The organism is Burkholderia sp. BCC1208 (assembly GCF_902833095.1).
Lineage (GTDB): Bacteria > Pseudomonadota > Gammaproteobacteria > Burkholderiales > Burkholderiaceae > Burkholderia.
This window is the reverse complement of record NZ_CADFDY010000015.1, coordinates 61,101-74,682: the sequence shown is the minus strand read 5'-3', so window position 1 is coordinate 74,682 and position 13,582 is coordinate 61,101. Positions and strand designations below refer to the sequence as shown.

General features: G+C 64.2%; 6 protein-coding genes and 1 pseudogene. All 7 read right to left on the bottom strand.

Features of this window, described 5'->3' with window-relative positions; all coding sequences use genetic code 11:
- Window positions 1-6: 6 nt before the first annotated feature.
- Window positions 7-1,152, bottom strand: coding sequence for a DUF2827 domain-containing protein (locus HWX09_RS31600; RefSeq protein ID WP_027781422.1), 1,146 nt, complete (start codon window positions 1,150-1,152; stop codon window positions 7-9).
- 386 nt (window positions 1,153-1,538) lie between these two features.
- Complete coding sequence (locus tag HWX09_RS31595) at window positions 1,539-2,201, bottom strand: OmpA family protein (RefSeq protein ID WP_027781421.1); 663 nt, start codon at window positions 2,199-2,201, stop codon at window positions 1,539-1,541.
- A 120-nt stretch (window positions 2,202-2,321) separates the two neighbouring features.
- Complete coding sequence (locus HWX09_RS31590; RefSeq protein ID WP_155257325.1) at window positions 2,322-9,707, bottom strand: ESPR-type extended signal peptide-containing protein; 7,386 nt, start codon at window positions 9,705-9,707, stop codon at window positions 2,322-2,324.
- 962 nt (window positions 9,708-10,669) lie between these two features.
- Window positions 10,670-11,568 (bottom strand): annotated as a pseudogene (locus HWX09_RS31585) (ferritin-like domain-containing protein).
- A 93-nt stretch (window positions 11,569-11,661) separates the two neighbouring features.
- Window positions 11,662-11,880 (bottom strand): hypothetical protein, encoded by a 219-nt coding sequence (locus HWX09_RS31580; RefSeq protein ID WP_006480563.1) that lies wholly within the window; start codon window positions 11,878-11,880, stop codon window positions 11,662-11,664.
- A 234-nt stretch (window positions 11,881-12,114) separates the two neighbouring features.
- Window positions 12,115-12,765 carry an NAD(P)H-dependent oxidoreductase gene (locus HWX09_RS31575; RefSeq protein WP_027781418.1) on the bottom strand — a complete coding sequence of 217 codons (651 nt, stop codon included), beginning with the start codon at window positions 12,763-12,765 and terminating at the stop codon, window positions 12,115-12,117.
- Window positions 12,766-13,074: 309 nt separating this feature from the next.
- On the bottom strand, window positions 13,075-13,380 hold the full coding sequence (locus tag HWX09_RS31570) for an NIPSNAP family protein (RefSeq protein ID WP_027781417.1): 306 nt from the start codon (window positions 13,378-13,380) through the stop codon (window positions 13,075-13,077).
- Window positions 13,381-13,582 lie beyond the last annotated feature (202 nt).

Sequence of the window (13,582 nt, the reverse complement as noted above, 5' to 3'; positions counted from 1 at the left end):
TCCGGTTCAGGCGACCAGACGCGAGACGAACGCGTCGAGGTTCGCGGGGTTGTTGATCGAGACCGACTGCAGCAGCCGGGCCGCCTTCGCGCGGTAGTCGTCGAGGCGTTCGTCGTGATGCAGCCACGCTTCGAGCAGCGCGCGGCCGCCGGCGGCCGAGTCGAAGTCCGGGTAGTAATAGCCGGCATCGCCGAGCAGCGTCGAGTTGTGGATCAGCGGATAGTCGCCGTACAGCACGTCGTAATACAGATAGTTCTGCCCGTTTTCCCAGTGATGCGATACGACCGCATCCGCGTGACGCGCCATGAAGCCCGGCAGGTCGATGCGCGGTTCGAACGTCGCCTTGTGCTGGCGGACGAGATCGAGGCTGTTGGCGAAGTGCACGAAGGTCGGATGTTCCTTCATGTGCATCGAGTTGACGACGAACATGTGCTGCACCGCGTCGGGCCGCGCGCGATAGAACTCGTCGCACGCGAGCATCGGGTAATGGCAGGACTTCGCGACCGAGATGTTCGGCTCGAGCATCGCGAGCTTCCACGGCCGTTGGCCGGGCCGATAGCCGAACGTCGCGCCTTCGTCGGCGAGCGTGGCCACGCGGCGCTCGAGGAAGTACGGCGACCAGATATGCGGCATCAGATGGACGGGCGCGCGCAGGATCGTCTGCAGCATCGGCGCGGCGGTCTTGTCGTATTGCGGCAGCAGCCACGCTTCGTCGAACGGTGCGCCGTTGAACACGTGCCCCGACGGTTTCCCGAAGATCGGCGTTTCGCACAGGCCCGCATACACGTGCCCGCAGAAGAACGCGGCGATCTTCTTGCCGAGCGCCTTCATGTGCCTGAGCCATTCGACCGGCAACTGCGCGCCCATTTCGATCACGACGTCGAGTTCGTGCGTGACGTCGGCGGGTTTCACGAGCGGGATGTCGAGGCCGTCGAGTTCGAGGCCGGCCGGCAGCGCGTTGGCGTCGCCGCCGTTCAGGAAATAGACGGGGCCGACGCGATCCGAGCGCTTGAGCATCATCGCGAGGAACGCGATGTTCTGGTGAATGCCGTTTTCCCAGATCGCCTGGCCGTCGCGCGCAAACAGCGAGATGCCGACCGCCGGCCGTTGCTTGCGGGTGCCGCTCGCGGCGGCTTCATTGATGTCCGTCACCGGTTGTTTCCTCTGCGGCGTCGTGCGTCCGGGCATCGCGTCGAGCGTCTGGCCGGCAGCGGCGCCGTGGATCGTCATGGTTGGATTCGCGCCGGTGCGCCGCTGTGCGCGAATCGGGCGACGGGATTCGCGCGGGCGGCAGCCGGATTCCGGCGTGTCGCCGGGCACGCCAGGCACGGCGTGCGTCGGGCAGGCTGCCCCGGCAACTGTTTGCCGGCGATTGTGGCATGGAAACCGCCGGTTTTGGCAGGGCGTGACGAACTTTGACATAGCCGCCGCCCAACGGGAGCGGGCGCCGGCGAAGCGGCGCCCGGTCGTCCGGCGGCATGCCGGCGCGGCGCGGCGGCCCGCCGGATCGCGCGGCCGCAGGGGCGGCCGCGGGCGGCTCAGTGCTGCAGCCGGATCTCGACGCGGCGGTTGCTGGCGCGGCCTTCCGGCGTCGCGTTCGAGGCGACCGGATCGGCCTTGCCGCGGCCCGAGACCGTCATCGAGTCGGTCTTCAGCCCGTGCGCCTTCAGATAGGCGGCGACCGATTCGGCGCGGCGCTTCGACAGCGCGAGGTTGTAGTCGTCGCTGCCTACCGAATCGGTGAAGCCGGTGACCGACACTTGCGAGTACGTGCGGTCCGCGCGCTCGCTCAGCAGCCGGTCCAGCGATTCGCGCGCGGTCGGTGCGAGCGTCGCGTGGTCGGTGGCGAACAGCGCGTCGCCCGACAGGTTCACGCGTTCGACCGCGGCGGCGGCCGGTTCGGCGGCCGAGGCCGCTTCGGCCGGTGCGGCGCCGCACTGGAAGACCAGCGTGGCCGGATCGGATTTGTCGCGCAGCGCGCGGGCCGAGTCCACGGCGCGCACGGGCTCGTCGCCGCAGATCTTGCGGGCAGCCCTCATGCAGGTCTGCGGGCCCGACAGCAGGCCGTGGCAGTCCACCTGGAACGTGCGCACGCCGTCGCGCGGCTGAAGTTCGGAGGCGCTGAAGGTCGGGCCGGATGCGGTCGAGCACGCGGCGAGGGCCGTTGCGGAAAGCGCGAGCGCAAGTGCGAGTTTGTTCACGGTGACGTCCTTAAAGCTTGGGTTGACCGAGGCCCGCCACGCGGCGCGCAGCGGGCTCGTCCTGCCGTCGGAGCCGCGGGCCGTCCGGCGGCGAGCCGAACGGCCGGGCGGCGCGACGCGTTACTTCCACTGATACAGCATGCCGGCGCCGATCACCTTCTGACCGCCGCTGAAACCGCCGTTGATCGACGCCTTCAGGTTCTCCGTGATGCGCGCCTGCATGTTGACCGCCATCGCCTTCTGGCCGAGGAAGGTCGACGTGCCCACGCCCATCCCGAAGTTGGCGTCGCGATCGAGCTGCGGGATCGACGCCATCGCGCCGACGGCCGCGATACCCTGCTTCGCCATCTGGTCGGTCTGCTGCAGTTGCGAACCCAGCGAGTTGATCTGCGCCTGCTGGCCCGACAGTGCCGTCGACAGCGTCGTCTGCACCTGCGTCAACTGGTTCACGTTCACCGCGTCGGTGCCTTGCGTACCCGGCGCGACGTTCGTGATCTGGCGCTGCTGCGTGTCGCTGCCGACCGACACCACGTTCGAGCGACCGCCGTCGTTCGAAGCCGCACCGATCGCCACCGAGTTCGAGCCGGCGGTGACGACCGGGGCGTCGGTGCCCTTGCCGTTCATGTCGGCCGCGATGCCGTTGTTGTTGGCCGCACGCGTCGTGTTGTTGTTGAGCGTCGTCGACAGCTGGTTCAGCTGGTTGTTGATGTTCGTCACGCCCGTCGACAGCGACGCCACGTTGCTGTTCGTCGTGCTCAGGCCGGTGGACAGCGAACCGATGCCCGTCGAGGTCGACGTCGACAGCGAGGTGACGTTGCTGTTCGTCGTGCTGAGGCCCGTCGACAGCGAATTGATCGCGGTCGAGGTCGACGTGGACAGCGACGCCACGTTGCTGTTGGTCGTGCTCAGGCCGGTCGACAGCGAATTGATGCCGGTGGACAGCGACGCGACGTTCGATGCGGTGGACGTCGACAGCGTGTTGATCGCGTTGTTCGTCGCGTTCAGCTGGCTGCCGTTGATCGCGTCCGTGCTCGTGGCCGAGATCCGGCCCGCGGCGACGTTCGTGATCTGGCGTTCCTGGCCCGGTGCGCCGACGCTCACCACGCCGACCGGCGCGCTGCCCGCGAACGGGTACGTGACGCCGCCGATCGTGGCGCTCGAGGTGCCGACCGCCGCGGCCGTGACCGAGTTCGCGCCGAGTGCGATCGAGTTGGCCACGTTCGCTTGCGCGTTCGTGCCGAAGGCGAGCGCATCGGCTGCCGTGGCCTTGGCGGCCGAGCCGTAGGCCTGTGCGCCGGTGGCGCTGGCCGTGGCCTGGCTGCCCAGCGCGATCGTGTTGTCCGCGGTGGCCTGGTTCGAGCTGCCGAGGGCGAGCGCGCTGGCGCCGGTTGCCGTGTTCTGGTTGCCGAGGGACACCGTGCCGTCGCCGGTCGCCGTGTTGTTCGCACCCATCGCCACTGCGCCGGTACCCGTCGCAACGTTCGGATCGCCGATCGCGACTGCGCCGTCGCCGGACGCGGTGTTGCCGGAGCCGATCGACACCGCCTTGCCGCCCGTTGCCGACGCGTTCTGACCGATCGCGACCGCGCCTGCCGTCTGCGCGTTCGAGCCGTCGCCGACTGCCACGCTGCTCGCGCCCGCCGCGCTGGCGTTCACGCCGGCGGCGAGAGCATTGGTGCCGGTGGCGCCGTCGTTGGCGTAGTTGGCTTGCTGCACGCCGTTGTCGTTGACGCTGTAGTAGTGCGTCTTCGCGGCGTTGATCGCGGTCGAGGTGGACGTGGACAGCGACGACACCGAGCTGTTCGTGCTGCTCAGGCCGGTGGACAGCGAGCCGATGCCGGTCGAGGTCGACGTGGACAGCGACAGGATCGTGCTGTCCGTGCTGCTCAGGCCGGTGGACAGCGAGTTGATGCCGGTCGAAGTCGAGGTGGACAGCGAGGTGATCGAGCTGTTCGCCGACGAGAGGCCCGTCGAAGTCGACGTCGAGAGCGACGTGATCGAGCTGTTGGCCGACGACAGACCCGTCGACGTGGAGGTCGACAGTGACGACACCGAGCTGTTGGTCGAGCTCAGTCCGGTGGACAGCGACGTGATCGAGCTATTCGCCGACGAGAGGCCCGTCGAAGTCGACGTCGACAACGACGTGATCGAGCTGTTGGCCGTGGACAGACCCGTCGAAGTCGAGGTCGACAGAGACGTGATCGAGCTGTTAGCCGTGGACAGACCGGTCGAAGTCGACGTCGACAACGAAGTAATCGAGCTATTGGCCGTGGACAGACCGGTCGAAGTCGACGTCGACAGCGAAGTGATCGAGCTGTTAGCCGACGACAGGCCCGTCGAAGTCGAGGTCGACAGGGACGTGATCGAGCTGTTGGCCGTGGACAGACCGGTCGAGGTCGACGTCGAGAGCGAGGTGATCGAGCTGTTAGCCGACGACAGGCCGGTCGAGGTCGAAGTCGACAACGACGTGATCGAGCTGTTGGCCGTGGACAGACCTGTCGAAGTCGAAGTCGACAGCGACGTGATGGAGCTGTTAGCCGACGACAGACCCGTCGAAGTCGAGGTGGACAACGAGGTGATCGAGCTGTTGGCCGATGACAGGCCCGTCGAAGTCGAGGTCGACAGCGACGTGATCGAGCTGTTGGCCGTGGACAGACCTGTCGAAGTCGAGGTCGACAGCGAAGTGATTGAGCTGTTAGCCGAGGACAGACCCGTCGAAGTCGAAGTCGACAGCGAAGTAATCGAGCTATTGGCCGTGGACAGACCGGTCGAAGTCGACGTCGACAGGGACGTGATCGAGCTGTTTGCCGACGAGAGGCCGGTCGAAGTCGAGGTCGACAACGAAGTAATCGAGCTGTTGGCCGTGGACAGACCGGTCGAGGTCGAAGTCGACAGCGAAGTGATCGAGCTGTTAGCCGACGACAGGCCGGTCGAGGTCGAAGTCGACAACGAGGTGATCGAGCTGTTGGCCGTGGACAGACCTGTCGAAGTCGAAGTCGACAGCGACGTGATGGAGCTGTTAGCCGACGACAGACCCGTCGAAGTCGAGGTCGACAGCGAGGTGATCGAGCTGTTGGCCGTGGACAGACCCGTCGAAGTCGAGGTCGACAGCGACGTGATGGAGCTGTTAGCAGATGACAGACCCGTCGAGGTCGAAGTCGACAACGAAGTGATCGAGCTGTTAGCCGACGACAAGCCGGTCGAGGTCGAGGTGGACAGCGAGGTGATCGAGCTATTGGCCGTAGACAGGCCGGTCGACGTGGAGGTCGAAAGCGACGTGACGGAGCTGTTTGCGGAGCTCAGGCCGGTGGACAGCGAGTTGATGCCGGTCGAGGTCGACGTGGACAGCGAAGTGATCGAGCTATTCGCCGACGAGAGGCCAGTCGAAGTCGACGTCGACAACGACGTGATCGAGCTGTTAGCCGTGGACAGACCCGTCGAGGTCGAAGTCGACAGCGACGTTACCGAGCTATCGGTCGAGCTGAGGCCGGTCGACAGCGAATTGATACCCGTCGAGGTCGAAGTCGACAGCGAGGTGATCGAGCTGTTGGCCGTGGACAGACCCGTCGAAGTCGAGGTGGACAGCGAGGTGATCGAGCTGTTAGCCGACGACAGGCCCGTCGAAGTCGAAGTCGACAGCGAAGTGATCGAGCTATTGGCCGTGGACAGACCGGTCGAGGTCGAAGTCGAGAGCGAGGTGATCGAGCTGTTTGCCGACGAGAGGCCGGTCGAAGTCGAGGTCGACAGCGAAGTAATCGAGCTGTTGGCCGTGGACAGACCTGTCGAAGTCGAAGTCGACAGCGACGTTACCGAGCTATCGGTCGAGCTGAGGCCGGTCGACAGCGAATTGATACCCGTCGAGGTCGAAGTCGACAGCGAAGTGATCGAGCTGTTAGCTGACGACAGGCCCGTCGAAGTCGAGGTGGACAGCGACGTGATGGAGCTGTTGGCCGACGAAAGACCCGTCGAGGTCGAAGTCGACAACGACGTGATCGAGCTGTTGGCCGTGGACAGACCCGTCGAAGTCGACGTGGACAGCGAGGTGATCGAGCTGTTGGCCGACGACAAACCGGTCGAAGTCGAAGTCGACAGCGACGAAATGGCGCTGGTCGCAGTACCGACTTGTTGAGCGACCGAATACAGCTGGCTGCCGTTGATCGCGTCGGTACTGGTCGAGGTCACTTGACCTGCGGCGACGTTGGTGACTTGTCGTTCCTTGCCGATATCACCCACGCTGGCGACTCCGACCGGATTGGCACCAGCGAATCCGCTGAACGTCACGCCGCCGACGGTCGCGCTGCTCGTGGGGGTTGCCGCGGCGGTCTTTGAGTTGGCGCCGAGCGCGACGGAGTTGTTCGTGCTGGCGGTAGCGCCGAGGCCGATGGCGACGGAGTTGATCGTGCTGGCGACAGCGCCGGAGCCAATGGCGACTGCGTCGGCGCCCGTTGCGGCGCTGTCGGGGCCGGTCGAATTCGCGTGGAAGTACTTGATGCCCTGGCTGTTGATGTTGTTGATCGCCGAGCCCACGTTGTTGGCGGTCGACGTCGTGCCGTTCGCGTTGTACGTGGTGTACGACGGGGCCGAGACCTTGCCCGTCGTCGGGTCGTACGTCGAACCGCCGCCAAGTGCCGAGGCGGTGCTGCTACCGAGGTTGTCCGTCTTCGTCGAGACCGTGCTCAGGCCCGTGGACAACGAATTGATGCCGGTCGAAGTCGACGTGGACAGCGACGTAATCGAGCTGTTTGCCGACGAGAGACCCGTCGACGTGGAAGTCGAAAGCGATGTAACCGAGCTGTTTGCCGAGCTGAGGCCGGTGGACAGCGAATTGATGCCGGTCGAAGTCGACGTGGACAGCGACGTAATCGAGCTGTTTGCCGACGAGAGACCCGTCGACGTGGAAGTTGAAAGCGACGTGACGGAGCTGTTAGCCGAGCTCAGGCCGGTGGACAACGAGTTGATGCCGGTCGAGGTCGACGTGGACAGCGACGAGATCGAGCTGTTGGCCGACGAGAGACCCGTCGACGTGGAAGTCGAAAGCGACGTGACGGAACTATTTGCCGAGCTGAGACCAGTGGACAACGAGTTGATGCCAGTCGAGGTCGACGTGGACAGCGACGTAAGCGAGCTATTGGCCGACGAGAGACCCGTCGACGTGGAGGTCGAAAGCGACGTGACGGAACTATTTGCCGAGCTGAGACCAGTGGACAACGAGTTGATGCCGGTCGAGGTCGACGTGGACAGCGACGTGACCGAGCTATTGGCCGACGAGAGACCCGTCGACGTGGAAGTTGAAAGCGACGTGACGGAGCTGTTAGCCGAGCTCAGGCCGGTGGACAACGAGTTGATGCCGGTCGAGGTCGACGTGGACAGCGACGAGATCGAGCTGTTGGCCGACGAGAGACCCGTCGACGTGGAAGTCGAAAGCGACGTGACGGAACTATTTGCCGAGCTGAGACCAGTGGACAACGAGTTGATGCCAGTCGAGGTCGACGTGGACAGCGATAAAACCGAGCTATTAGCCGACGAAAGACCCGTCGACGTGGAAGTCGACAAGCTGACGATGTTCGACGTCGTGGTGCTGGCCACGGCGTAAAGCTGGCTACCGTTGATTGCGTCCGTGCTGGTTGCACTGATCAAGCCGGCCGCCACATTTTGGATGCGACGCTCGGAACCCGCGGCGCCCACGCTCACAACACCAGCGGCCGAATTCGCGCCGGCATAGGTACCGAATGTCTGACTTCCGATCGTCGTGCTGCTGACAGCACCGGTGCCGCCCGTCGCCGTATTCGCGGTACCGGTCGTGGCCGCACCAGAGCCGAGCGCGACCGAGCCCGTCACGTTCGCGTTGGCGCCAGCCCCGAATGCCAGTGCGTTCGTCGCACCGGATACCGCGGTATCGCCGATCGCGATGCCCCCGGCCGCCGTAGTCGTACTGCTATTGCCCAGTGCAACCGAGCCCTGGCCGATCGCACTGTTGCTGTTGCCGATTGCCACGGCACCGTTCGCGGCTGTCGTCCCCGCCGCATTGCCTGCAGCGACGTTATTTGCACCCATCGTCACGGCACCCGTGCCGTTCGCAATGTTCGGGTCGCCGATCGCCACCGCGCCGTTACCGCTCACGGTCTGTTGGCTGCCGATCGCAACGGCACCGGTCCCGGACTTGACGGTCGAACGGTAACCAATCGCCGTTGAACCCAAACCGGCCGTCGACGAAACGCTCGAGGTGTCGCCGATTGCAACCGACGAATTCGCCCCTGCCGTTGAAGTACTTCCCAGTGCCACGGCGGCGGAACCCGCCGCGGTCGACTGATTGCCGGCAGCCAGCGCAGCGAAATTCGACGCGACGGTTCCGATACCGAGCGCCGTTGCGTTCGTTCCGGTTGCATTGGCGCCGAGGCCAAATGCCGATGCTTGTCCGGCCGACGCGACAGATGACGCACCAACGGCAGTTGCATTAGCGGCCGTCGCGGCCGCCCTGTTGCCGAGCGCGACCCCGTTCCCACCCGACGCAACGGCCGTCACACCGATGGCGGTATCCTGCTGACCGCTTGCCGTGGCCTGGTTGCCGATAGCCGTCGCATCCGTGTTCGATGCAACCGCACCAAAACCGGACGCGTAACTTGTGGATCCGGTGGCGCTTGCGTTGAAGCCAAGTGCCGTGCCGTCGAGTCCGGATGCCTTGGCGCCCCCACCCAGTGCAACTGCATTGCCACCCGTCGCAGAGGCTGCAGCCCCAATTGCAACGTTATTCGTGATCGAAGTGCTCCCCGCGACACCCGCAACCGCGCCGTCACCTTGCGCGATGCCGTACGCGCCATTGGCGGTCGCACCGCGGCCGAGTGCGATACCCGACGTGGCGGTCGATGCGACGGACGATTGACCGCCGATCGCGATGCCGTCCGACGCGGCGGACTGCGCGCCCTTCGTTGCGTTGCTGCCGATGGCGACTGCGCCCGCGCCCGATGCGATGGTCGAGTTTGCCTGCGACAGCGGCGTCGTTCCGTTGCCGCCCGCGCCGCCGATCGCGACGGAGTTCAGCGCATTTGCAGTCGAGCCGAAGCCGAGTGCGGTCGCTCCGGCACCGCTGGCCGTAGTTTCGAGGCCGGCCGCGACGCCCCAGAGGCCGGCCGACGACTGCATGCCGGTGGCGACGGCGCCGTTGCCGGTCGCCTGCGCGAACGAGCCATATACCGTGACGCCCGTCCAGCCGTTGCCGTTGGAGTTACAGCCGGCGACGACCGAGTACGTTCCGGAGCCGTCGCCGGCCTGGTTTTGCGTGCCGCCCGGGTTGACGCGGCCGACCGCGCCGCTGCTTCCCGTCAAGCAGGTTTGCTGTGTGTTGAGCGTATTGGCTTCGGCCAACCCGGGCAGGCTGATCGCCAGAGCCGCGACGGCGGCGACCACCACGGCCGACTTGTTCGGCTTGCCCCGTGCCGAATCGTGTTCCGATGCCGCGACCCAGGCGCCAAGCGCTTCGTTCCAGATCGAGCGGTATGTGCGGTTCATGTCCTGCTACCTCCAAATGTGCACGCCACACACCGGTCTCTTTTGTTAGAGGATTACTCCGTGCGCTCGCGCGAATCTCAAAATTGATGGGCGGAGTTTATTGGAGGTGGATTTTAGAGATTGACAAACAGTGATAAATGAAGCGTTTTTAAAGTTAAAGAATGGTTAATGCATCGTGTTTTGATGTATTGAGTGCGAATGAATTTGAAAGATTCTGGAATGTACAATGTATGGTCGGAAACCTCCCCTTGAGTCTGAAAAATATTCATATAAATCAATGAGTTAAGACATGATTGTGCGGCAGGTCACACACTTTGCCATCCAAAAAGTAAGACAAATGAAATAGCAAACGTTTGCGTGGCATGAAAGTCTTTCATGTTTGTAATGCAAACTGGCATGCTGAGAGATAATGTCTGGCGTCTTTAATTAACTTGTTAATGTTTTTGTTTAGAATGGACTTGTATTTGTATTTATTAATTATCTGATAATTAAATTTATCTGATGTTGAGCACATTGGATTGTGCTGATTTGCGCATATCGGTCGGCGCAAGGCGCCCGTGTGGCGGGCGTTCCGGGCTGCCCGGCCCCTGAAAGTTGTAAAAAAATGCTACAGAGGGCGAGAATGAAACAATCCGCGTCAATTTATCGGATTTGTCCTATTGACGATGATGTGGATATCGGCGTTAAGGCGGAATCGCTGCGCATGCCGGAAGCCGAGCTGACGCGCTCGCGGCGGGTACTTCGCGTGATGGCGACAGGGCGTCAAAGACCGCGGGTCGGCGTCGCAACGGGGCCTGAAATGTCAGATCCATGGCGCGGCGATTTGACGCTCATGCGGTCTGCGCGTCGACGTGTCGAGGAAAAATAGGGTAGGATTGAATGTGTCGGATACGCCACATTCGGTCCAGCAACATGGACGAAACCGGCGCTTGCCGCATGACCGGCGGCGAGCGCCCGAGACTTTACTTCTTCAGAAACCGCAGCGCGAACCGCGCCATCCGCGGCACGAACATCGGACGGAGCAGGCGCTTGTCGTAACCGGCCATCCGCCGGTCGTTCTCCACGAGACACAGCTCGATCAGCTCGCGCGGGTTCAGTGCATCGCCGATATCGGCGGTGCCCGTGGCCGGAAAATTTGCGTCACGCGCGGCGCCATCGGCATCGATGCCGCGCGCGATGTTCATGCGATCGCGGATCAGTTGCACCCACACGGCCGCCACGCGTGCGAAGAACCACGGCCGGCGCCACCACGGCATCGTGCGCCAGTACCATGCGAACCAGTTCACGAAGAACAGGATGTGGCGGCCTTCTTCCTGGATCACCGGCTCGAAGGTCTCGACCAGTTCGGGCGGGAAATAGCCGGAGCGCTGCGCGGAGCGGAACAGGCCGAACGCGAAAAAGCTGTCGATGCATTCGCTGAAGCCCGTCATCATCCACGACCATTCGGGGTCGGTCGGCGCCGGGTAGGCTCGGGCGCGAGCCGGATGCCGTATGCCTCGACGAGCTTCGACAGCACGACCTTGTGGCGGGCTTCCTCGCCGCCGTCCATCTCGAGCGCGCGGCGCAGCAGCGGATCGTCGACCGTCGCGGCGTAAGTCGCCACGCGGATCGACGCGCGGCCTTCGGTTTGCACCGCGATGTCCCAGATCGGCAGCGACGTGAGCCGCCTGAGTTCGGCCGGCTGGAGCGGCGGCCAGTCGATCACGGCCGGCTTGTACGGGTTGTGTGTGTCGAGCAGCATCCGACAGAACATCTGCTTGTGCGCATCGGAACCGATTCGGACCGGACCTTGCCTCTCGAAGGTCCAGTTGCGCATCGCGTGATCTGCGGCTGCATGTTCTTCCTGCAGCGTGTCGGTCATGACTATTGTTATGCGATTACGGATCGAAAGATTTTTGCACAGCTTCCGTAATCGCGTATTTTCGACGGGTCATGTGCACGCCGCCCGCGCGTGTCACGCGTTCGTGTCGACCCAGAGGCGGCCCCAGCGCGACGCGTAGGCGAGGGCGTGCTCTTCCTCGAAGAAGAAATCGATCGCGTCGAATGACACGGAGCGCGGCGACGGCCCGCCGCTCGCGCGTTCGATCGTCAGGTTGGCGGCGAACAGCCCGTTCGGCAACCGGGCGGCAGCGGGAGCGACTTCATAGCCCTTGTAGCGGATCGTACGGTTCATGGCGTGCGCGGAAAAAGTGCGGACTTTCAGCGTACGAAAACCGACCGGCCGCGTGAACCAATCTTTCGGCCAATGCAAATTACGCGGCGGGCTGAATCGTTATCGGGGTGGTGCGCGGGAACAGTGCCTTCGGCAGGGGCGACGAGGCGCCCGGCACATCGCCACGCGTCGGAAGACGCGCCGCGCAATCCCGGCGACGCTCGTCGACCGAAGGCGCGCGGCGGAATGCGGAGGTTACTGGTTGGCGACTTTCAGCACGGGTGCGAGCGCATCGACCGATGCCGCATGCGAGGCCGCGCGATGCGACGCGAACGCGAGCGCGAATTCGGCGGCTTGCGCGCCGACCGTCTCGAGTTGCGCGACGACCTTCGGATCCGAGCAGTTGTCGGCGCTTTCGAAGCGCGTTTCCAGCGTGTTGACGGTTGCGCCGAACGGCGTCGGCCAGCCGCGCAGCGCATGGACGATCGAGCGCAGCGACGTCAGTACGGTGCCGGCCGCCTGCCAGCCGTACGCGGTGACGATCAAGCCGACTGCGCGGCCGTCGAGATACGGGCGGTCGTCCGCACGCAGCTCCTCGAGCGTGTCGAGTGCATTCTTCACGAGACCGGACACGCCGCCGTGATAGCCGGGCGTGGCGATGATGATGGCGTCGGCCTGGCGCACGGCGTCGATCAGCTCGCGCTGCGCGTCGGTCAGCGTTTTGTGTTCGGGTGCGTAGTGCGGCAGCGTATGCAGGAACGGGCCGTCGAACAGACGCGTGCGCGCGCCGGCGGCTTGCGCGCCGCGCAGTGCGAACGACAGCGCGCGTTCGGTGGACGACGCGGCTCGGGTGGTCCCGCCGATGCCGACGACGAACGGGCGGCGGTGTTGATCGAATGCAGTCAAGGGGCGCTCCTCGGAATGGCTGGCCCGGCTAAGCACAGGCTTAAAACCAGATGGTAACGACCCCGTCGCCACTCTGAAAACGACTTTTCGTTCTATCGATATGCCGCGCCGCCACGGCAATCGTGCGCGCAGTCCCGCAGATCGATAGCAGAAATGCTTGGTTGGGACGGTGCGCCACGGTCGATAAGATGGGCTCGTCTCCTCCATGATGTCTCTACTGACATGGGTTGGCCCCGCCGCGCGGATGCTGGCGGGGCTTTTTTCGTCCTCGGCCGGAAAATGGGGGGCGATACGCGCTGGCGCGGCCCGTTACTCGAACACCGGCCGGAAGAAGCTGCGCTCGTAGCTGACGATGCACCGCGTTTCCTCCGCGTAGCGGAACGCGGCCTGACAGGCCGGATCGTCCTTCGAGCGTTCGCGGTAGCGCTCGTATTCGGCGAGGCTCGGGAACGAGAACATCGCGAGCGCGATGTTGCTCGCGCCTTCGGACGGCAGGAAGTAGCCGTGATGCGTGCCGCCGAACTGCTCGACGAGCGGAATCCACATCTTGCCGTAGGTTTCGAATTCGACGAGTTTGTACGGATCGATGACGTAGCGAAGGAAGCAGGTGATCATGGGCGCTCGCGGTGGGGTAACGGAGCGGCGAGTCTGGGGCGCGGGGCGGCACGTGTCAACGGCGTGCGCGCCGGGTAGGTGCATCACCACGCGGCTTCGTTGCATGACACGTTGCTTGCGCGAACAACGATCGATGTTTCAATGCGCTCGCATGCGACATGCACGCGGCATCGGAAAGCACGGTATTCGTTCCCTTCGCCTG